This is a genomic window from Paraburkholderia xenovorans, from assembly GCF_046030735.1.
GTDB lineage: Bacteria > Pseudomonadota > Gammaproteobacteria > Burkholderiales > Burkholderiaceae > Paraburkholderia > Paraburkholderia xenovorans_A.
The window spans coordinates 1-20,669 of record NZ_JAQQBV010000054.1 but is presented as its reverse complement, the minus strand read 5'-3'; the positions used below and the strand labels follow the sequence as shown (position 1 = coordinate 20,669).

Genomic DNA, 20,669 nt, shown 5'->3' with positions numbered 1-20,669 from the left:
CCCCGAATGCCGGCCACTCAAGATCCGAAAAAAAAGAACAGTACCAGTTTTTCATGTCGGATTTGTCACAAATGGAAAGACCCCGAGCGATTTAAAGAAGTACAGGGATCGCGTTATCGCCGTCGAAAATAACTGTCAAGGAATTGAAAGCAAGCACGCTTCTGTGCGAAACGCCGCATACATAAAACGGCTCGTGCGAGATTATGCCGATTAGCCAGCTTGACGCTGCTTTGCCTGACGGTATGATACGAGCCGTTCGAGGCGCTGGCCGCAGCTTGCCGACGCGGGTTTTCCCCCAGTGCGTGAGCCATGCCCGCCCAGCATACGCGACGGGCCGACAGCGGCTGAACTATGGCCGATGCGCTGGCTTACCAAACCTTACCCTGCGTCCTTGTTTAGTGATCTTGACCGATCCGGACCGATGAACCAAACCTTCGTCACCGTCGCCGCTGGACTTGCGTTGCTGATTGCAGCAGGGTCCGCACGCGCCGACTGTTTCGATCAGGCGGCCGGCTATCAGAAGGTCAACCCGTTGATTCTGCGCGCGATTGCGTGGCAGGAGTCGCACAACCGGCCGGACGCCGTGCATAAGAACGCCAACGGCTCGACCGACTACGGCGTGATGCAGATCAATTCGGTTCATCTGTCCACGCTTGCCCAATACGGCATCTCGCAGGGCACGCTGATGGAACCCTGCAAGAACGTCTATATCGCCGCCTGGCATCTGCGTCGCCAGATGAACAAGTACGGCAACACCTGGCAGGCGGTCGGCGCGTACCACTCCGAAACGCCGGCGCTGCGCGATAAATACGCGCAGCAGATCGCCGCGATCCTGCGCAAATGGAATCTGATGCCGGCTGCACGCTGAGCGTCGTTCTGCGCGCATTCATATAGCGATTGCCCGTTTGGTGCACAATGCGGCTTCGTGCTGCCGTCGGCGCGCGACCGGCATTCGGTCGTTATGTCGCCCCAAGCCCGGCACGCCTTCCATTCCTCTAGCTTTTCCGTACCGCGATGAACCAGCCGCTATTGCCCGTCACCGTGCTCTCCGGTTTTCTGGGCGCCGGCAAGACCACGCTCCTGAACCATATCCTCGCGAACCGCGCCGGCTTGCGGGTGGCCGTGATCGTCAACGATCTGGCCGCCGTCAATATCGACGCCGCCCTCGTGCGCGACGCCGCCGAGCTTTCGCATGTCGAAGAGCAGCTCGTCGAGTTGTCGAACGGCTGCATCTGCTGCACGTTGCGCGACGATCTGCTGATCGAAGTGAAGCGGCTCGCCGCGGAAAGGCGCTTCGACGCGATCCTGATCGAATCGACCGGTGTGGCCGAGCCGATGCCGATCGCCGAAACCTTCACCTTCGTCGACGACGACGGCGTGTCGCTCTCCGACGTCGCGCGGCTCGACACGATGGTCACCGTGGTCGACGCGTTCAACTTTCTGCGCGATTACGGTTCGGCCGACGCGCTCGCCGAACGGGGCATTGCGGCAACCGACGAAGACGACCGCACGCTGGTCGAATTGCTGATCGAGCAGATCGAATTCTGCGACGTGCTGGTCGTCAACAAGGCCGATCTGGTCAGTGCGGACGAACTGACACGTTTGCAGCGCATTCTTGCCCGCATCAATCCGCGCGCGGCGCAGGTGGTGGCGCGCTTCGGCGCGGTGCCGCTCGCCGAGGTGCTGAACACCGGCCGCTTCGATTTCGACGAGGCGTCGAGCGCGCCGGGCTGGCTGGCGTCGCTCAATCACGACCACGATCATGAACACGGCGACGCTCACGCGCATCACGGCGAAGCCGACGAGTTCGGCATCGGCAATTTCATTTACCGCGCGCGCCGGCCGTTTCATCCGGAACGTCTATGGGCATTGCTGCATCAGGAGTGGAAGGGCGTGCTGCGCAGCAAGGGGTTTTTCTGGCTGGCCACGCGTAACGATATCGCCGGTTCGCTGTCGCAGGCGGGCGGCGCTTGCCGGCATGGTCCGGCGGGCATGTGGTGGGCGGCGCAGGAGCGCAGCGAATGGCCGGACGGCGACGACGAACTGTCCGCCGAAATCGCCGCCGACTGGCATGGCGACCCGGACGATCTGAGCATCGGCGACCGTCGTCAGGAGCTGGTGATGATCGGCGTCGGCATCGAGCCGGCGCTGTGGCAGGCCAGGTTCGACGCGTGCCTGCTGACCGATGACGAGTACGCGCTGGGGCCACACGGGTGGAAGCAGTTCGCCGACCCGTTCCCGGCATGGGACTTCGACGAGGAAGATCACGATCATCAGGATCACGGCCACGATCATCATGACCACGGTCACGGCGAAATCCTGCATCGCCACGATTAGCCAGTAAGCGCTTCGGCCGCGAGCTTCCGCGCGGCTGAATTCAAAACTCGCGGACGAAAAAAAACCCGCCATTGGCGGGTGTCAACTGCCGGGCAGTAATCTGCTTAGCGCTTGTTGACTGCGTCCTTGAACGCCTTGCCAGCCGTGAACTTGACGGTCTTGGCAGCCGGGATCTTGATGGTTTCGCCGGTCTTGGGATTACGACCCGTACGTGCTGCGCGCTTGCCCGAACCGAAGCTACCGAAGCCGATCAACTGTACCGCGTCACCCTTCGACACAGACTTCTTGATCACTTCAAGCAACGTGTCCAGCGTTTCACCGGTTTGAGCCTTGCTGGCGCCCGTCTGACCTGCGACGGCGTCGATCAGTTCCTGTTTGTTCATTAAGGTTCCTTTCTGAGTTTAGGTTGACACGAACAGCGCGAACGCGCCGATTATACGTGCGCGGGCCGCGCCGTCGAGCAGCGGCGGCTCCGGATCCCCTCCGGACAAATAGCGCCGGGCGGTTGACCACCTGGCGGCCGTGCTGCCGCTCCCTTCGCGGCGCTTGCTATGATAGCGCAGCGCAAACCCAATCAGGATAAGGGTTTCGAAGAATTACGCGGTTCCAGGGCCGATCCAGCGAGGAAACTGCCATTTTTGCCGTTTGCTTGCTCTGACCAGGCGCTGAAACCCAGCATGGACGGGGCCTCACGTTGGTTTTTTGCCAACGTTCGGCGCGTCTTTTTCGCCGCCTCACGAGCCGCGCGCGCGGATGACAACGCCAGAGCGGCTCTTGCGAGCGTCATTTTTCCGTCGCTTCCGTCGCTTCAGTTGCGCATGACCGATCCGCTGATCCCCGCTGTCCTCGCGTTTCGCGACAACGGCACCCCGTATTCCCCTCGTTACGACGACATCTATCACAGCGCCGTCGGCGGTCTGGAGCAGGCTCGATACGTGTTTCTGCAAGGCAATGCGTTGCCCGGACGCTGGCAGAACCGCCGCATTTTCACCGTGCTTGAAACCGGCTTCGGCATGGGCATCAATTTCCTCGTGACGTGGGCTGCCTGGCGCGCCGATCCGGCACGCTGCGAGCGTCTGCATTTCGTTTCGATCGAGAAGCATCCGTTTACTCAAGCCGATTTGCGCAGTGTCTACGCGGCGACGATCTCCGATCCACACATTGCAGAACTCGCACAAACGCTGGCTGCGGCCTGGCCGATGCTGGTTCCTGGCACGCACCGGCTCGAATTCGAAGGCGGCCGCGTCACGCTCACACTAATCTTTGCCGACGCCACGGAAAGCTTGCCGGCATTGAGGTTGCGCGCCGACGCGTTCTATCTCGACGGCTTCGCGCCGGCCAGAAATCCGGAATTGTGGACGCCCGCAATCGTCAAGTCGCTCGCGAGAGTGGCCGGCGAGGGCGCAACCGTCGCAACGTACAGCAGCGCTGGCGACATCAAGCGCGCCCTCACGCAAAACGGCTTTGTGTACCAAAAAATCGCCGGTTTCGGCTGGAAGCGGGCGATGCTGGTCGGCCACTTCGAACCGCGCTGGCGCGTACGCCGCTATGAGCCGCCGGCGCCGCTCGCGGTCGACGAACGACACGCGATCGTCATCGGCACCGGGCTTGCCGGATGCGCGGCGATCGAACGGCTGGCCGCGCGCGGCTGGCGGATCACGTCGCTGGAACGACATGCAGGCGTCGCGCAGGACGCGTCGGGCAATCCTGCCGGCGTATTCCACCCGATGATCTCGCGCGACGACAGCGTCGCGTCGCGCATCACGCGCGCGGGCTTTCTCTATACGTTGAGGCGCTGGGCAGCGCTGGAGCAGCTCGGTCATCGGCCGCTGCGCGGTGTGCCGGGCCTGCTGCAGATCCCCGCGGACGACGACGAAGCGCGCTCGATGAGCGAAGCCATCGCTGCATTCGCTTATCCCGCCGATTACGTGACGCCGGTCTCGCTGCACGAAGCAGAACGGCTCGCGGGCCAGCCGCTCGCGCGCGGCGGCTGGCTGTTTCCCCACGGTGGCTGGATCGACCCGGCTTCGCTGTGTGCCGCCCAATGCGCAGCGGCGGGAGCGCAGCTCGAGCGGCGTTTCGGCGTCGACGTCGCGCGAGTCGAACGGTCCGGGCAGGACGGTCAATGGACGGTCTTCGATACGAGCGGGCAGGCCGTGGCGCGCGCGCCGGTCGTGATCGTTGCGACCGCGCACGACGCCGCGCGCATCGCCGGTTTGCGGCATGCGCCGACTCGCAGTATTCGCGGCCAGTTGAGCTTGTTGCCGCCCGGCAGCGTGGCGCCGCTCGCGCTGCCGGTCATCGGTGAAGGCTATGCGGTGCCGCTCGCCGACGGCGTCACGCTGACCGGCGCCACCTACGAACTCGACGACCTCGACACCTCACTGCGGCCCGCCGGTCATCTGGAAAACCTGGAGCGCGTCGCACGAATGCTGCCCGCGCTCGGCGGCGTCGCAGGTCCAGAGCAAACGGCGACGCTCGCCGGACGTGTCGCGTTTCGCTGCGTGACCAGCGACCGCATGCCGATGATCGGCAATTTCGCCGACGAAGCCGCCGCGACGCACGACGCCCAGCGGTTGCGTGGCGCATGGCCTCTGGATCTGCCGCGCACCGAAGGCCTGTACGGCGCGTTCGCGTATGGATCGCGCGGTCTGGTGTGGGCCGCGCTTGGCGCCGAGTTGATCGCGTCGCAGATCGAGGGCGAGCCGTGGCCGCTCGAACGCAATCTGGCCGAAGACATCGATCCTGCCCGCTTCCTGTTGCGCGCATTGCGACAAGGCACAGCAGGTTAACCGCCACGACCGCCGCCGTTAACCGACGTATACCCGCGCCAGAGTTATCCACCCTAACTTGTGGATAAGCCGGCAGTTAACCGGCGCAAGTCGTGTGGAACCGCTGTGGACGTAAACGGGGTAACTCTTGCGTCGTCGAAAATCGCGAAAAGTTACCCTTGTATACCCGCGGCTCCCGCACATGCTGTGCATCCGGTTATGCCGTCCGCAAGTGGATGATTTGCCTCGGTAAACCAAGGTTATCCACAGAAACCGAGGCAGCTTGTTAACTGTTACTACGTATACATACAGTAAACCTGTAAACAGAAAGGCCCGAGGTGGATCGACGCTCATCGGCGCAGCAAAACCGCTTCCAACCTCGCCGAAACCTTCCAGACCGTTGCCCCGAAAAGCACATGTGCGTGGTTCAAACTAGGGGCCACGGGAGCCGGTTCACCTCGTAAAACGGTCGCTTTTTCCTCATCCAACGAAGATAACGTACGTTTTTACCGTTTTACCTGCATGTTCGTGTCTTTTCGCTTAAGGCAGAAAAAGCTATGGCACAATCGCCGTTCTTTCCGCGTCGTGCCTCGCGTCTAGCGGCGGTACACGCACCAACGGAACGGTGCCGCTCAATCAGACTCTGATTCAAAGTCGACGGCGTTCTTTCACCGTGCGGTGCCGGTGTCTACGGCCGTACCCGGAATGCGTCGCGCTCCAGGCGGCAACGGCGCATTCAGATCATCCGATCGTTAAAACATCGCAACGCGGTTCACGCGAAACGATCGCGACGGTGAGCGCCTCACGCGCTTGTCCGTTCGCCGGTGTTTGCGCCGGTTCGTGTCGTCTCTGTCGTCCGCCGTTGCTGCAAAGGAGAACCCACCACGATGAAGTCGGCGTTTTCATTTTTTCCAGCGTGGCCGCTCTCGCCTGACGCCATTTTTTGGGCTGGTCTAGCACTGCTCGCGGCCGGTTTGTGCGGGGAACTCTGCTACCGCGCGTGGCGTCTGCCGCGCATTTCCGGTTATGCGGTGATCGGGCTGGTCGCCGGCGCAGCGGGTTTTGGCGTGATCGACGCGGATTCCGCGAGCGCCGCGCGTCCGTTGCTCGATGTCGCGCTCGGGCTGTTGCTATTCGAACTCGGCAGCCGGCTCGATTTGCGCTGGATCCGCCGCAATCCGTGGCTGATTCTGTCGAGCGTCGCTGAAGCCACGCTCACTTTCGCGCTCGTCCTGCCGGTTCTGCTGTTCCTGAACGTGCCGCTGATGGTCGCTACGGTGCTCGCTGCAATCGCGATGGCGACGTCGCCGGCCATGGTGATCCAGCTGAAAACCGAGTTGCGCGCGGAAGGCCAGGTCACGCAGCGTCTGTTGACCCTCACCGCGCTGAACAGCATGTACGCGGTCGTGATCGAAAAACTCGTATCGAGCTGGTTGCATCAGGAGGTCTACGGCAACGTTTTCGCGACGATTCTGCAACCGCTTTATCTGCTGGTCGGGTCGCTCGTCCTCGCGTATCTGCTCGCGCGAACCTGCACGTTTTTCTATCGCCGTCTGAACATGCAGGACGAACACTCGTTTGTCGCGCTGTTCGGTCTCGTGTTGCTGGCTATCGCGATCGCGCATCTGTTCAAGCTGTCGACGATTCTCGCTTTGCTGGCCGCCGGCATCATCGTGAAAAATCACGAGGCGCGGCCGCAGTTGTGGCCGCAGCATTTCGGCACGGCAGGCTGGCTGTTGACGGTGATTCTGTTCGTGCTGACGTTGACTTCGTTCGAATGGAAGGACATTGCACTCGGCGGCGTCGCGGCGCTGGGTTTGATCGTTGCGCGTCTGATCGCGAAGCTGGTCGGCGTGATGGCGTTTGCGAAGCCGAGCGGCCTGAACTGGAAGCAGGGGATGGCGCTCGGTTTGTCGTTATCGCCAATGTCCGCGCTCGCCTATCTGCTCGTCGACGACACTTACAACCTCTATCCGAATTTCGATCCGCAACTGCGCGCCATCGTGATGTGTTCGATTTTCGTGCTGCAGATTCTCGGGCCGTGGCTCGTGTATCGCAGCCTTGCGATGGTGGCCGAACGGCGCGAAGAATAAGCCCGCGCCCGACTCAACCTATCCGATTCCAAAACGGCCGGATACGTGAAGCAGAAATGCAGCACGCGCCGGCCGACCTGACTCAGGGGACGCCATGTCACTCGAACCCTTCATCGATTCGAAACCGTTCACCTTCGGTGTCGAACTCGAGATGCAGATCGTCAATACGCACGACTACGATCTGACCAAAGCCGGCTCGGATCTGCTGCGCCTTATCAAGGACGAAAAAATCCCCGGCAACATCACGCCGGAAATCACCGAAAGCATGATCGAGTTGTCGACGGGTATCTGCACGTCGCACGAGCAGGCTGTCACTGATTTGCGCAAGATTCGCGACACGCTGGTGAGCGCCGCCGATCATCTGAACGTCGGCTTGTGCGGCGGCGGCACGCATGCGTTCCAGCAGTGGAGCGAGCGGCAGATCGTCGATACGCCGCGCTTTCAGTATCTTTCCGAGTTGTATGGTTATCTCGCGAAGCAATTCACGGTGTTCGGCCAGCATGTGCATATCGGCTGCCCGGACCCGAATAGCGCGCTGTATCTGCTGCACTCGATGTCGCGTTTCATTCCGCACTTCATCGCGTTGTCCGCATCGTCGCCGTTCGTGCAGGGCGTCGACACCGGTTTTCATTCGGCACGCCTGAATTCCGTGTTTGCTTTTCCTCTGTCGGGCCGCGCGCCGTTCGTGCTGACGTGGGACAGCTTCGAGGAATATTTCTCGAAGATGGTGCACACGGGTGTCGTCAACAGCATGAAAGACTTCTACTGGGACATCCGGCCGAAGCCCGGTTTCGGCACGATCGAAGTGCGCGTGATGGATACGCCGTTGTCGGTGGATCGGGCCGCGGCGATCGCCTGCTACATCCAGACGCTTGCACGGCATCTGCTGCTCGACAAACCGATTACGCCGAAAGAAGACGACTACCTCGTCTATACGTTCAACCGCTTCGAAGCATGCCGCTTCGGTCTGGCGGGCAATTGCATCAACCCGCAAACGAGCGAACGCAAGACGATTTCCGAGGACATTCTCGAGACACTCGATCTGATCGCACCGCACGCCGAGGCCTTGGGTTCGGGCAACGCGCTGGCCGAAATCGGCGCGATCGCACGTGGTCAGGTCAACGACGCGACGTGGTTGCGCGGCGTCTTCGAAAAGGAAAAGTCCTTGCACGAAGCTGTCAGACAGCAATGTTTGCAGTGGCGATCCTAGCCTGAAGGACGATTGCTTACGTTCGACCGGGAGGAAAAATCCGCTGCGGCGGGTTTTTTTTCGTCTTCAAATTTTTCAATTCATTTCCAGCTCGAGGGTCGTCAGGTTTTTAATAAAGCTTTACGTATACATACGTAGTAGTAGTTAACAAGCATTGCGCCAGCCTGTGGACAACTGAATAATTCCCTGAAAAGTCAACGCTGTGCGTAAACCATAACCGAACGGATAGGGGGCTCGTCGGCGTTGGTAAACAAGGACAACTCCAGGCCGGGCGAGTGGCTCGCGTGGCTTATTCAGAACTGGCGCACAGGCCATCCCCCTGTTTTCCCTCGGTTTTCCCGCAGTTATCCACAACCTGCGTTGGATAAGTTAGCTGTACGATTTGCCGGTCTCTTATAGAATGTCAACTTTCGTCGCCCAACTTCCGACTCGGAAGGCGGTGAATTTTTGAGATAGTAGAAACCGTCTCGTCTGTTTCTGGGCGGGGCTACCCCACACAGGCTACGGGCGTGTTCGGTCAGCGGTTTGCCGGCATCGCACGCAAGCTGTAAATAAATTAATCGAAGACTATGAGCGAAGGCGTATACGGAGAACAGGCAGCCGGTCGAGTGACCCACAGCCTGTTGCGGCTGAGCACGGCAATGCGAAGCCAGGCTTGGGAATGGGCGGAGGGCGCGGGCCTCACGCCGACTCAGGGTGAAATTCTCGTCCTGTTGATGCAGCGTAAAGGCCCGATGCGTCTCGGCGAAATTGCTCGTGAGACGGCGCTGACCGCCGCCACCACCAGCGACGCGGTGAGCACGCTCGAAACCAAGGGTCTGGTGGAAAAGCGCCGCGCGCTCGACGACGGTCGCGCGCTCGCCGTCCGTCTGACGGCACGTGGCCGCACGGCTGCGAAGCGCGCCGCGCAATGGCCGGACTTCCTCGCGAAGGCAGTCGGCACGCTGCGTGAAGATGAACAGGCGGTGTTCTATCGCACGCTGCTCAAGACCGTTCATCAGCTGGAAGCGCAAGGCACGATTCCGGCGCACCGCATGTGCCTGAGCTGCACGCACTTCGAACCGAGCAAGAATCCGAAGAAGACGCCGCATCACTGCGCGCTGCTCGATCTGAATATGGCGGATACGGATCTGCGTCTCGATTGCTCGGTTCACGAAACCGCGGACGTCGCCACCCAGAAGAAGACCTGGAAGATTTTTGCCCAATAAGGCAACGTCTTCAGCAGCAATCCGCGAGGCTGCCAAGCCGGCCCGGTCGACGGTAGATGCCGTCGGTCGGGTCTTTCGACGCCGTGAGCGGCAAGTGTTTAGTCAACCTGAAGGTGGAACAGGCTGATGAATCGCGAAGTTCTGGCTATTCGCCACGTGCACTTCGAAGACCTGGGCAGTCTCGAGCTGGTGCTCGGCGAGCGCAGCCGTCCGGTCCGCTATCTCGACGTCGGCTTTGCCCGTATCGAGGCGCCGGATCCGGTTGCCGCTTCGTTGATGGTGGTGCTCGGCGGCCCGATCAGCGCCACCGACGACGCACTGTATCCCACGCTCGTGCCGCTGCTCGCGATGATCGAGAAGCGCATTGCAGCGGGTCTACCCACGCTCGGCATCTGCCTCGGCGCCCAGTTGATCGCGCGTGCGCTCGGTGCGCGCGTGTATCCCGCCGGCCATACCGAACTCGATTGGACGCCGCTCACGCTCACCGACGCGGGCCGCGCTTCTCCGCTGCGTCATCTGGACGGCGCGTTGACGTCGATGCTGCATTGGCACGGCGACACCTTCGAGCTTCCGCAAAACGCCACGCGTCTCGCTTCGACGCCAGCATGTGAAAACCAGGCGTTTGCCTGGGGCGATCACGTGCTCGGCCTGCAATGTCATCCGGAGATCCGTACCGATCGCTTCGAGCCGTGGTTGATCGGCAATGCTGGCGAACTGGCCGGTCATGGTATCGATGCGCGTAAGCTGCGTGCGCAGACCGCGCAGTTCGGTCCGACGCTTGAAGCTGCCGCACGCCGCATGTTCGGCGAGTGGCTCGACCAGGTCGAACCGAAACCCTGAAGCTTACGAGTCGCGCGGGTCAGCAGTAAACCCAGCGCGGTGCTATGCTCGATCGCTCTCGGGTTTCTACTGGGCGTAATCCATGAGCGCGCTTTTCTCTCCGCTCACGCTGCGTAGCGTGACGCTTCCCAATCGTATCGTCGTGTCCCCGATGTGCCAGTATTCCGCCGACCGTGGCGAGGCGACCGCGTGGCACATGATCCACCTCGGCAGTCTCGCGTTGTCCGGTGCCGGCCTGTTGTGCATCGAGGCGACCTCGGTCGAACCGGATGGCCGCATTACGCCGGGCGATCTCGGTTTGTGGGACGACGTCACCGAAGCCGCGTTGGTGCCGGTGCTAGCCGCGATCCGCAAGCATTCGCCGATTCGCGTCGCGATGCAGTTGTCGCATGCCGGGCGCAAGGCGTCGAGCCACGCGCCGTGGGAAGGCGGCCAACTGATTCCGGTATCGCAAGGCGGCTGGCTGCCGCATGCACCGTCGGCGTTGCCGCACAAGCCGGGCGAAGAGCCGCCGCTCGCACTCGATGTGCCTGCGTTGAACCGCATCCGCGAAGCGTTTGCGGCTTCAGCGCGACGTGCCGCGCGTCTCGGCATCGACGCGCTGGAAGTCCACGCCGCGCATGGCTATCTGCTGCATCAGTTCCTGTCGCCGATCGCGAATCAACGCACCGACGACTACGGCGGTTCGCTCGAAAACCGCATGCGTTTCCCGCTTGAGATCTTCGATATCGTGCGTGCCGCGTTTCCCGCCGACAAACCGGTCGGCGTGCGTGTGTCCGCAACCGATTGGGTCGAAGGCGGCTGGACGCTCGAAGACACGATCGCGTTCGCGCAGGAGTTGAAGAAGCGCGGTTGCGACTGGATCGACGTATCGTCCGGCGGCGTTTCGCCGTTGCAAAAGATTCCGCTCGAACCCGGCTATCAGATTCCGTTCGCGAAGGCCGTCAAGGAGGCCACTGGTCTCACCACCATCGGCGTCGGCCTGATCACCGATCCGCTGCACGCTGAACAACTGATCGAAGCCGGCGACGCCGATCTGATCGCGTTGGCCCGTGCATTGCTGTACAACCCGCGGTGGCCGTGGCACGCAGCGGCGCAGCTCGGCGCAACGGTCGAAGCGCCGCCGCAATATTGGCGTTCACAACCGCGCGATCAGAAAGCGCTGTTCGGCGACATTTCGTTCGGACAACGGTGAAGTCGCGTTGGCTGCTTGTGTGAGCCCGTCATTTTGACGGTTGAACGAAGCAGTCTTGAGCGTGTAGGATGCCGGATGTGTGGCGCATGCGCGTCGCAGGTCGACGCGGCGCTCGCAAGGCGCCGCGTTTGCTATCCGCGTCAGAAAAAGCAGCGCGTCAGACGCGGGCATTTCTGGCGGCTGCCGGAACTTCACCCCCGTTCTTCACAAGGATTCATTCAATGAGTTCACGCAGGATCGCCGTGCGCCGTTCGGGTGTGCACGGCAAAGGCGTGTTTGCCATCGAGCCGATTGCGGCCGGCGAGCGGCTGATCGAGTACAAGGGTGAGCGGATCTCCTGGAAGGAAGCGTTGCGCCGTCATCCGCATAATCCGGACGAACCGAATCACACGTTCTATTTCGCGCTCGACAGCGGCAAGGTGATCGACGGCAAAGTGGACGGCAATAGCGCGCGCTGGATCAACCATTCGTGCGCGCCGAACTGCGAAGCCGAAGAGATCGACGGTCACGTGTATGTTCACGCATTGCGCGACATCGCCGAGGGCGAAGAAGTCTTTTACGACTACGGCCTTGTGATCGACGCGCGTCAAACGAAGAAGCTGAAGAAGGAATACGAATGCCGTTGTGGCGCGCGCAAGTGCCGCGGCACGATGCTGGCGCCGCCGGAGAAAGAGAAGGGCTCAGGCAAGTCCGCCAAAGCCGTGAAGAAGGCGAAGGCAGCGAAGAAGAAATAAAAAACGGGCTGTCTTGCGTTGTTGCAAGACAGCCCGTTTGTCTACTGCGAACTCAGATATCGATCGGCGCCGAGAGCGCCGATTTTTTTATCGCGCGCTGCGCATGGGTATCGGCGGGAGTCTGTACGTCGACCGGCACCAGCGGAATACGCACGATAAAGCGGGCGCCGCCGTCGGGTGCATCTTCGTAATGCACGCTGCCACGATGCAGCACCATGATGTCGTGAACGATCGCGAGCCCGAGCCCGGCGCCGCTGTCCACACCGCCGTCGCTCTGACCGTCGCCGCGGAAGAACCGTTTGAACAGGTCGGCTTGCTGCGCATGCGGTACGCCCGGCCCGTTGTCTTCCACGATGATCTCGGCCATCCGTATTTCGTCGATGATCGTTTGCGACACCGTCACCGTGATGCGGCCGCCGTCATAGCGCGACGGCGGTACGTACTTCAGCGCGTTATCCAGCAGATTCGCGATCACTTCATGCAGCAGCACCGGATTGCCGCGCGCGAGCAGCGGATGATCGTTGGCGGGATCGTCGAGGCGCTGGAAGCCGAGGTCGACATGGCATGTCAACGCGCGCGGCACCCATTCGGCGCCGGTGTCGAACGCGAGCGCGGCCATGTCCACGTTGACGAAGCGTGCCGCCTGTTCGCCCGGCTCGGCGCGTGCGAGCGACAGCAACTGATTCGAGAGCCGCACCGCGCGATCGGCCGCGGCGCGCAGTTCGCGCACGGCCGCGAGCGATTGCTGCGGATCGCGCGCAACCACGGCCTGTTCCGCGTGCAGCTTGACGGCGGTGAGCGGCGTGCGCAGTTGATGCGCGGCATCGGCGATGAATTTGCGTTGGCCGTCGAGCGCGGTTTTCAAACGATCGAGCAGCGCGTTCAACGCGCCTGTAAGCGGGCGGATTTCGACGGGCACATAGGTTTCGTCGACCGGTTCGAGCGATGTGTGCGTTTGCCGGTTGAGCGAGTCCGCGAGATCGGTGAGCGGATTGAGCTGCTGATTGACCACGCGCCACACGATGACCCAACCGGCCAGCAGCAACAGCAATAGCGGCATCATGATCGCGACCAGAAACTCAGCGGCGATCTGAAAACGGTGATGCACCGGCTGGCCTACTTCGACGACGACCGGATTGCCGGACGGCTGATCGACGCGTACCTGCGCGACGCGCACGGTCACGCCTTCATGCTGCGTTTCGAACACGTACGCATAGTGCATGCGCCGAACGCTCGTGCCTTGCAGCGGCAGATTGGGGTCGCCGGCGATTTCCGTTTCGCCATTGCTGATCCGATAGACCAACTGCTCGACTGGATCCGAGAACATCGCCTGCGCGAGCGGCGGCACCGTGACCTTGGCGTCCGGGCCGGCAATCTGGATCTGTTTGGAAATCGCGGTAGCGAGATCGGCGAGCGATCGATCGACCACGTGCTGCGTGTATTGCCACGCGAGCCAGTAAGCGATGAGGCCGCTCATTAACGCGAGCAGCGAAAGGGGAGCAGCGAGGCGGCGCAACAGCGTGCGGCGCAGACTATTGGCGGCCGGCTGGGGCATGATCGAACGCGCGGGAAACGCGGGAAAGGAGCAACGGCGCGAGCGCCGTGAAATTCCGCCGGATGCCGGCGAATCGCGCACCGAGTGCGCGGCGCCGGCCCGGCGCCGTCAGGCCGCGATGTGGATCGCGGCCTTCAAGAGGATTATGCGGCCTGACGGATTTCTTGCAACAGGTAACCGAAGCCACGCACCGTGACGATCTCGACACGGCAGTTTTCCAGCTTTTTACGAACCCGGTGCACGTAGACTTCGATCGCGGTGTCGCCGAGATCGCCGCCGAAATGCGTCAGGTGGTCTTGCAGTTGCGCCTTGCTGACCACACGGCCATGACGCAGCAGCAGCATTTCGAGCACCGCGAATTCGCGCGGCGACAGTTCGAGCGGCTTGTCGTCGTTGAAGATGCGGCGATCGACACCCGACAGACGCACACCGCCGAGCGACACTTCCGGACGCGGCATATCGCCGTGCGGACCGCTGCGGCGCATCACCGCGCGGATGCGCGCTTCGAGTTCGGTGGGTTCGAACGGCTTCAGCATGTAGTCGTCGGCACCGGAATTCAGGCCTTGCACGCGGTCGTTCAATTCGTCGCGCGCGGTGAGGATGATCACCGGCGTATGACGATTGCTTTGACGGAAACGCGAGAGCAACGTCATACCGTCGATGCCGGGCAGACCCAGATCGAGGATCACCAGCTCATGGCGGTTTTGCGTGAGGGCCTGTTCGGCGAAAATGCCGTCGTGGACCATGTCGACTGTGAAGCCGGCTTGTTCGAGACTGCTTTGGATGCCGCGTGCGATGGGACGGTCATCTTCGATCAGAAGGAGTCGCATGGATTTCGCTCAAGTACAATGGGTTAGGCGTTTGGGCAAGCGGTTCGCCGGGGCGCCTGCTACACAGCCAGCGTGCAGTGCGGTCTAACCCGACACTGGTCTCGACCGGCCACGAACCGCTTTCGAGCAGCCTGACGGCACCTGTTCAGTGATCATGAAATCATGTCCGCGATAACGATTCACGAACTGGAAGCCGCGATCAACTTCTGGCGCGCCCGCTCACCTTCGAGCGGCGACGAACTCGTTCTGTGCAAGGAGGCAAGCGCGCTCTCCAAGCCGTATGCGTTGATGATTGTACAGCGTCAGAACACGCTATCGCCGGATCGTTTAGACGGGATTGCCAGGCAAGCCTGGGATTCTTACGTCCACCTTAAGAATAGCCTATAAGACTGAAGGTTTGAACGCAAGATTGCCTGCAATGCGCTTTCATCGGTATCGAATTGCGCGACATGCTGCGAGCAGCCGCGACTTTTGATCTCGTATTACGCGGTAATACTGTCGATGAATCGCGCCAGTTTGATGTCCCGCTCAGTCAAGCCGTTGGCTTCGTGCGTGGACAGCGTGATCTCCACCTTGTTGTAGACATTGAACCACTCAGGGTGGTGATCCATTTCCTGCGCCTTGATCGCGACCCGCGTCATGAAGCCGAATGCCTCGTTGAAATCGGCGAATTTGAGCTCACGCCGGATTGCATCGCGACCCGCGACGGCCTGCCAGCCGTGCAATTGCGCAACCTGTGTCGCGCGTTCTTCTGAACTGAGTTTGTGAATCATCGTGCGGCCTCTTTCGATCTGAACAGGCGCGCCGGTGGGCGCGCACGTCAGCTATTTTTTCATGGATGCGCGATACCCGCAGCGTGCCGCTTCGGCGGCCACCGTTCGGGCTGCGTCAGATGTCGCCGTCGGTGTGCCAGCCTTCCTGTGAGCCGCGCGTGATGACGCAGTCGCGCTCGAGCACGTCGCCCGCTGCGAATGCCGGTTCGGCGACGAGCTTCGTCAGCAGCGCGGCGAAGTCGGCTTGCGCGACATTGAACAGTTGCGCGAAGTCGTCGATCACGAAATAGGTTTTCTGGAACGTGTCGATGCGGTAGCGGGTGCGCATCACGCGCTCCAGATCGAAACCGAGCCGGTTCGGCGCCGCGCTTTGCTGGCTGTACAGCGTCTCGCCCTTGCTCGAGACGATACCCGCGCCGTAGATCCTCACGCCGTTCGGGCTCGCCGCGTCGCGGATCAGGCCGAATTCCACCGTGTACCAGTAGAGCCGCGCGAGCAACGGCAACGCGCCGGCATCGTTTGCGGCGAGCGCGGCGCGGCCATACGCGTGCATGTAGTCGGCGAATACCGGATTGATCAACAACGGCACGTGGCCGAATAGATCGTGAAAGCAGTCGGGCTCCGGCAGATAGTCGAGCTGGTCTGGACGACGCATCCACCAGGTCACGGGAAAGCGCCGGTTCGCCAGATGCTCGAAGAACACCTGGTCGGGCACGAGGCCCGGCACCGCGACGATTTGCCAGCCGGTCGCGGGCGTGAGCTTCGCGTTGATATCGTCGAAGGACGGCACGCGGTCGGCCGGCATGCCGATTCGTTCGACACCCGCCAGAAACTCGTCGCACACACGGCCTTTGAGCAGCGCAGTTTGACGCACATAGAGTTGCTGCCAGACCGCGTGATCGACCGCGCCGTAGCGCTCGACCGGTTGGTCGATGGTGAAATCGGCACGGGTTTCGAGGCCGGCGTCGAACTGTTCTTTCAGTTTGGCGGTGTTCGCGGTGGACATGATTCTGCTGCCTTCTACACGGATTGCTGGATGAATCGCTCATGCAAGTGTAGTGCGGCAAGCGTGCGGAATGGGCGCAATGATGGCGTTTATGGTGGATGATATGCAATAATCGTGCATTAAATAACGATTAGATGCGGATATCCATCATGCTAGAACTGGATCACTTCGATCTCGCGCTGCTCGACGTGCTGCAGCGCTTCGGCCGGGCCACACATCAGCAACTGGCGGAACAGGTGCCGCTGTCGCCGTCGCAGATCGGGCGGCGTTTGCAGCGTCTCGAGCAGATGGGCGTGGTGGATGGCTATCGCGTCGTGCTACGCCCGGAAAAGCTCGGGCTCGGTGTGACGGCATTCACGAGCTTGAAGTTAAAGCATCACGGCGATTCGATCATCGAGCAATTCCAGCAGCAGATCGACGTGCTGTCCGAAGTACTCGAATGTCATGCGGTGGTGGGCGACGCGGATTATCTGCTGCGCATCGTCGCGCCGGATCTGAATTATCTGTCGACGTTCGTGATGAAGAAGCTGATGCGCGTGCCGGGCGTGGATAGCGTGCGCTCGAATATCGTGCTGACGACGTTCAAGCGCAACGGGCCGCTGCCGCTCGGTCATCTCGCGCCGGGCGCGGCCGCCGGTTGACGCGGCGGCCGCACCCGGCGGTGTGGCTTAGGCCGCCTGCTTCGGTTCGTTCGCAGCGCTGTCGGCGTTGAGCAGATCGACGTAGGCCACCGCGACCAGATCCGATTCCGGCACGCCGAGACTCGCGAACATCGCATGCGCTTCCGCGTGTCCGCTTTCTTCGTCGTCGTCCTGGGCCAGCAACACTTCGAGTTCGACGAAGTCGCCGAGACCGTCCACGCGATCCAGATGGATCCGCGTGCGTCCGGTCAGATACACATGACGTTCCTTCGTAACGATGCCGCGCGTGGTCAGCGCCGTGGCCAGCAGCGAGTGCATCGCCTCCGGGTTGGTCACCGGGCTGCGCGTGTAGTACGACGCTTTCGGCCCGTCGCGGTCGTCGCGCTGATAGAAGATCAGTTCGGCTGGCGTGCCGTCGTCGAATTGACGCAGCTTCAGGCGGCCGCGCGGCACGTCGTAGAAAAAGTCTTGCTGGCGAAAGATCAGCGGCGCGTCCGGCGCGAGTTGGGCCGCGCGCTCGCGCAGTTGCTCGAAATGCTGGGCGCGGGCTTTGATTTCGATGTTGCGTGCCATGTCAGGCTCCGGTCGTGGGATGGCGTGGTCGGCAGCTTCCGGTGTTGCCGGGGCGAAGCTGTCGGGAAGGACAAAGTCAAGCGGAATGGAAACCGATGCGGGCCGCGCGAGTGCGCGAACCCTCAATCTAACAAAAAGTGCGTGACGGTGTAGTTTCAGCGCGCTGTCATGAGACGAACTCATATCGCAGCGGCGTCCGTTTAGCGCACGGGCATTAGCCTTCGTTCATGTCGTCCATTGCTGCCCGATCAGTTTCAATGCCGCGGCGATGGCCGGTTCCTCCTTGCGCGCGTCGAGCGTGATGAAGCTCAGTTGGGTCGGCACGGTGACGCCTTCGACGATCGTCAACGCGTGCGCGTGCGCTTCGGCGATCGCGGTGGCGTCGCGGGCGAGCGTCAGCCCGACCCCCGATTTGACCAGATCGAGCATGGACGGCTCCTGGTCCACCTCCGCCACCTTGACCGGTTTGACCCCCGCTTCCGCGAAAAGTCGCGACAGCAACCGATTGTGCGCGGAGGCGGGCGGCGTCCAGATCCACGGTAGCGCGGCGAGCGACGCCCAGTCGCGCGCGCCTTTCACGCGATCTTTCCAGCCGGGCGGCGCCAGCACGCGGTACTGGAAGTGCGTCAGAGTGACGGCGTGGAAGGCGGGGCCGTCGCGGGTCTCATCCTCGGCCGGCTCGCCGATGTAATAGCCGACGTCCAGTTCGCCCGCGCGAACCTGCTCGAGCACCCAGCCCGACATGCCGTGCCGCAGCGCAGTCTCGATGTGCGGCCAGGTCTCCACCAGTTGCTTGAGAAAGCCGCCCAGACGCAGAAACGCCGGGTCGAGGATCGTGCCGATCTGCAATCGTCCGCGAACCTCGTGGCGCAGCGACTCGGCCGCGCGCCGCACGTCGCTTGCCGCGCTGAGCGCGCGCTCGGCATGCGGCAAAAGCGCCTGACCGTCACGCGTCAACGAAAGGCCGTGCGAAGTTCGCGTGAACAGCGTGACGCCGAGCGTCTGTTGCAAATGCTTGATTTGCAGGCTGACGGCGGGTTGGGTCAGATGAAGTTGCACGGCCGCACGCGTGAGGTTGCCCTCGCGTGCAACGGTGACGAATGCCCGGAGCAGAGTGAGATCCATACCCTGATATTAGCTTGGCTTATAGCCCATTTGAGCAATACTCATTGGATTTGTCGTCTCCGGGCGCCGTACTCTTGGGTCTGTCACCCCGGCTGCGCCGGTCGGAAGACTTCACAGGAAAAGGACAGAAAATGAGCGAGACATATCAGGACGAGACCGTCCGGACCGAGACGAGCGCGCATGCGCTGACCCATTTCATCAACGGCAAGACAGTCGACGGCACCAGCGGCCGTTTCGGCGACGTCTTCAATCCCGCGCTCGGCAGCGTGAGTGCACGCGTGCCGCTGGCGAGCGTCGCCGAAGTGGATGCGGCGGTGGCAGCCGCGAAGGCCGCGTTTCCCGCATGGAGCGAAACCGCGCCGATCAAGCGGGCGCGCGTGCTGTTCAAGTTCAAGGAATTGCTCGACCGTCACCACGACGAACTCGCTGAGTTGATCACGCGCGAGCACGGCAAAGTGTTTTCGGATGCGAAGGGCGAGGTGATGCGCGGCATCGAGATCGTCGAGTTTGCGTGCGGCATTCCGAATCTGCTGAAGACCGATTTCACCGATCAGATCGGCGGCGGCATCGACAACTGGAATCTGCGTCAACCGCTCGGCGTGGTTGCCGGCATTACGCCGTTCAATTTTCCGATGATGGTGCCGGCCTGGATGTTCCCGGTGGCGATTGCGTGCGGCAATACGTTTGTGCTGAAGCCGTCGGAGCGTGATCCGTCGACATCGAATCGACTGGCTGAATTGCTGAAGGAAGCCGGCTTGCCGGATGGCGTGTTCAACGTGGTGCACGGCGACAAGGTCGCGGTGGATGCGTTGCTTGCGCATCCTGATGTGAGCGCGTTGTCATTTGTCGGTTCGACGCCGATCGCGGAATACATCTACACCGAGGGCACGAAACGCGGCAAGCGCGTGCAGGCTTTGGGTGGTGCGAAGAATCATCTGGTGGTGATGCCGGATGCGGATCTCGACCATGCTGTCGACGCATTGATCGGTGCCGCATATGGTTCGGCGGGTGAGCGTTGCATGGCGATTTCGGTGGCGGTCGCGGTGGGACATATCGCGGATGAGTTGATCGAGCGACTGACGCCGCGTGTGAAGAGTCTGAAGATTCTGAACGGTATGGAATCGGACGCTGAGATGGGACCGTTGGTGACGGCGGTGCATCGCGAGAAAGTGGTGGGGTATATCGATGCGGGTGTTGCGGCTGGCGCGAAGCTGGTGGTGGATGGACGGGACCATCAGGTGGCCGGTCATGAGAAGGGGTTCTTTCTTGGCGGCACGTTGTTCGATGATGTGTCGACCGATATGAAGATTTATCGCGAAGAGATTTTCGGTCCGGTGTTGTGTGTGGTGCGGGTGCCGGATTTTGCTTCTGCTGTTGCGCTGATTAACGCTAACGAGTTTGCTAATGGGGTTTCTCTCTTTACCTCCGATGGCGGTGTCGCGCGGGCCTTTTCGCGGCAGATTCAGATAGGGATGGTGGGGATTAACGTGCCTATTCCTGTGCCTATGGCCTGGCATTCTTTTGGTGGGTGGAAGAAGTCCCTGTTCGGGGATCATCATGCCTATGGAGAGGAAGGGGTGAGGTTTTACACCCGGTATAAGAGCATCATGCAGAGGTGGCCCGATAGTATCGGGAAGGGGGCTGAGTTTACTATGCCGGTGGCTAAATAAAGGGTTTGGGTTTGGGTTTGGTTTGCCTGCGGCGCTTGGGTGTTTCTTTTCTTTGTGGTCTATTCGTGTTGCCCCTGTGCGGGGCGGCACTTACTTTCTTTGCCGCGG

The 20,669-nt window shown here is 61.6% G+C and carries 19 protein-coding genes; 12 read left to right on the top strand and 7 right to left on the bottom strand.

Annotation, left to right across the window (positions count from 1 at the left end; translation table 11 throughout):
* Window positions 1–421 precede the first annotated feature (421 nt).
* The gene (locus PQQ51_RS32030) at window positions 422–868 is read left to right on the top strand and encodes a lytic transglycosylase domain-containing protein (protein WP_408501208.1); all 447 of its coding nucleotides are present in this window, start codon (window positions 422–424) and stop codon (window positions 866–868) included.
* A 146-nt stretch (window positions 869–1,014) separates the two neighbouring features.
* Entirely contained in the window at window positions 1,015–2,337 is a 1,323-nt protein-coding gene (locus PQQ51_RS32025; RefSeq protein ID WP_408501207.1) for a GTP-binding protein, read from the top strand.
* A gap of 104 nt (window positions 2,338–2,441) precedes the next feature.
* Here PQQ51_RS32025 and PQQ51_RS32020 read toward each other — a convergent pair whose 3' ends face one another.
* Entirely contained in the window at window positions 2,442–2,720 is a 279-nt protein-coding gene (locus PQQ51_RS32020) for an HU family DNA-binding protein (RefSeq protein ID WP_006050811.1), read from the bottom strand.
* Between the two features lie 435 nt (window positions 2,721–3,155).
* Between PQQ51_RS32020 and mnmC the strand changes: the two genes are divergently transcribed.
* The 7 genes from mnmC to PQQ51_RS31985 all read left to right on the top strand — a co-directional run bounded on the left by mnmC (window position 3,156) and on the right by PQQ51_RS31985 (window position 12,388).
* Window positions 3,156–5,129 carry a bifunctional tRNA (5-methylaminomethyl-2-thiouridine)(34)-methyltransferase MnmC2/FAD-dependent 5-carboxymethylaminomethyl-2-thiouridine(34) oxidoreductase MnmC1 gene (gene mnmC, locus PQQ51_RS32015; protein ID WP_408501206.1) on the top strand — a complete coding sequence of 658 codons (1,974 nt, stop codon included), beginning with the start codon at window positions 3,156–3,158 and terminating at the stop codon, window positions 5,127–5,129.
* Between the two features lie 866 nt (window positions 5,130–5,995).
* Window positions 5,996–7,201, top strand: a complete 1,206-nt coding sequence (locus PQQ51_RS32010) for a cation:proton antiporter (RefSeq protein ID WP_408501205.1) — start codon at window positions 5,996–5,998, stop codon at window positions 7,199–7,201.
* A 94-nt stretch (window positions 7,202–7,295) separates the two neighbouring features.
* Window positions 7,296–8,411, top strand: coding sequence for a YbdK family carboxylate-amine ligase (locus PQQ51_RS32005; RefSeq protein WP_408501204.1), 1,116 nt, complete (start codon window positions 7,296–7,298; stop codon window positions 8,409–8,411).
* 569 nt (window positions 8,412–8,980) lie between these two features.
* The gene (locus tag PQQ51_RS32000; protein WP_408501203.1) at window positions 8,981–9,619 is read left to right on the top strand and encodes a MarR family winged helix-turn-helix transcriptional regulator; all 639 of its coding nucleotides are present in this window, start codon (window positions 8,981–8,983) and stop codon (window positions 9,617–9,619) included.
* A gap of 126 nt (window positions 9,620–9,745) precedes the next feature.
* Window positions 9,746–10,459 (top strand): glutamine amidotransferase, encoded by a 714-nt coding sequence (locus PQQ51_RS31995; protein ID WP_408501202.1) that lies wholly within the window; start codon window positions 9,746–9,748, stop codon window positions 10,457–10,459.
* Between the two features lie 82 nt (window positions 10,460–10,541).
* A complete protein-coding gene (locus PQQ51_RS31990; RefSeq protein WP_408501201.1) occupies window positions 10,542–11,654 on the top strand; it encodes an NADH:flavin oxidoreductase/NADH oxidase in 1,113 nt (370 codons plus the stop codon).
* Window positions 11,655–11,875: 221 nt separating this feature from the next.
* On the top strand, window positions 11,876–12,388 hold the full coding sequence (locus PQQ51_RS31985; RefSeq protein ID WP_408501200.1) for an SET domain-containing protein: 513 nt from the start codon (window positions 11,876–11,878) through the stop codon (window positions 12,386–12,388).
* Window positions 12,389–12,440: 52 nt separating this feature from the next.
* Here the strand turns inward: PQQ51_RS31985 and PQQ51_RS31980 are convergent, their stop codons facing one another.
* Window positions 12,441–13,943 carry a sensor histidine kinase gene (locus PQQ51_RS31980; RefSeq protein WP_408501199.1) on the bottom strand — a complete coding sequence of 501 codons (1,503 nt, stop codon included), beginning with the start codon at window positions 13,941–13,943 and terminating at the stop codon, window positions 12,441–12,443.
* 143 nt (window positions 13,944–14,086) lie between these two features.
* Window positions 14,087–14,773, bottom strand: a complete 687-nt coding sequence (locus tag PQQ51_RS31975) for a response regulator (RefSeq protein ID WP_013590077.1) — start codon at window positions 14,771–14,773, stop codon at window positions 14,087–14,089.
* A gap of 162 nt (window positions 14,774–14,935) precedes the next feature.
* On the opposite strand from PQQ51_RS31975, the gene PQQ51_RS31970 reads away from it, so the two are divergent.
* On the top strand, window positions 14,936–15,160 hold the full coding sequence (locus PQQ51_RS31970) for a DUF3717 domain-containing protein (RefSeq protein WP_408501198.1): 225 nt from the start codon (window positions 14,936–14,938) through the stop codon (window positions 15,158–15,160).
* 95 nt (window positions 15,161–15,255) lie between these two features.
* On the opposite strand, the gene PQQ51_RS31965 is transcribed toward PQQ51_RS31970, so the two are convergent.
* Complete coding sequence (locus tag PQQ51_RS31965; protein ID WP_408501217.1) at window positions 15,256–15,564, bottom strand: 4a-hydroxytetrahydrobiopterin dehydratase; 309 nt, start codon at window positions 15,562–15,564, stop codon at window positions 15,256–15,258.
* A 97-nt stretch (window positions 15,565–15,661) separates the two neighbouring features.
* Window positions 15,662–16,552, bottom strand: coding sequence for a phenylalanine 4-monooxygenase (gene phhA, locus PQQ51_RS31960; RefSeq protein WP_408501197.1), 891 nt, complete (start codon window positions 16,550–16,552; stop codon window positions 15,662–15,664).
* Between the two features lie 149 nt (window positions 16,553–16,701).
* Here phhA and PQQ51_RS31955 point away from each other — a divergent pair, with 149 nt between their 5' ends.
* Window positions 16,702–17,193, top strand: a complete 492-nt coding sequence (locus PQQ51_RS31955; RefSeq protein WP_408501196.1) for an Lrp/AsnC family transcriptional regulator — start codon at window positions 16,702–16,704, stop codon at window positions 17,191–17,193.
* 27 nt (window positions 17,194–17,220) lie between these two features.
* Here the strand turns inward: PQQ51_RS31955 and PQQ51_RS31950 are convergent, their stop codons facing one another.
* Together PQQ51_RS31950 and PQQ51_RS31945 are read right to left on the bottom strand one after the other, a co-directional pair.
* The gene (locus PQQ51_RS31950) at window positions 17,221–17,766 is read right to left on the bottom strand and encodes a class IV adenylate cyclase (RefSeq protein ID WP_408501195.1); all 546 of its coding nucleotides are present in this window, start codon (window positions 17,764–17,766) and stop codon (window positions 17,221–17,223) included.
* Between the two features lie 225 nt (window positions 17,767–17,991).
* On the bottom strand, window positions 17,992–18,891 hold the full coding sequence (locus tag PQQ51_RS31945) for a LysR family transcriptional regulator (protein ID WP_408501194.1): 900 nt from the start codon (window positions 18,889–18,891) through the stop codon (window positions 17,992–17,994).
* A 131-nt stretch (window positions 18,892–19,022) separates the two neighbouring features.
* Between PQQ51_RS31945 and PQQ51_RS31940 the strand changes: the two genes are divergently transcribed.
* Window positions 19,023–20,561 carry a CoA-acylating methylmalonate-semialdehyde dehydrogenase gene (locus tag PQQ51_RS31940; protein ID WP_408501193.1) on the top strand — a complete coding sequence of 513 codons (1,539 nt, stop codon included), beginning with the start codon at window positions 19,023–19,025 and terminating at the stop codon, window positions 20,559–20,561.
* Window positions 20,562–20,669: the final 108 nt, after the last annotated feature.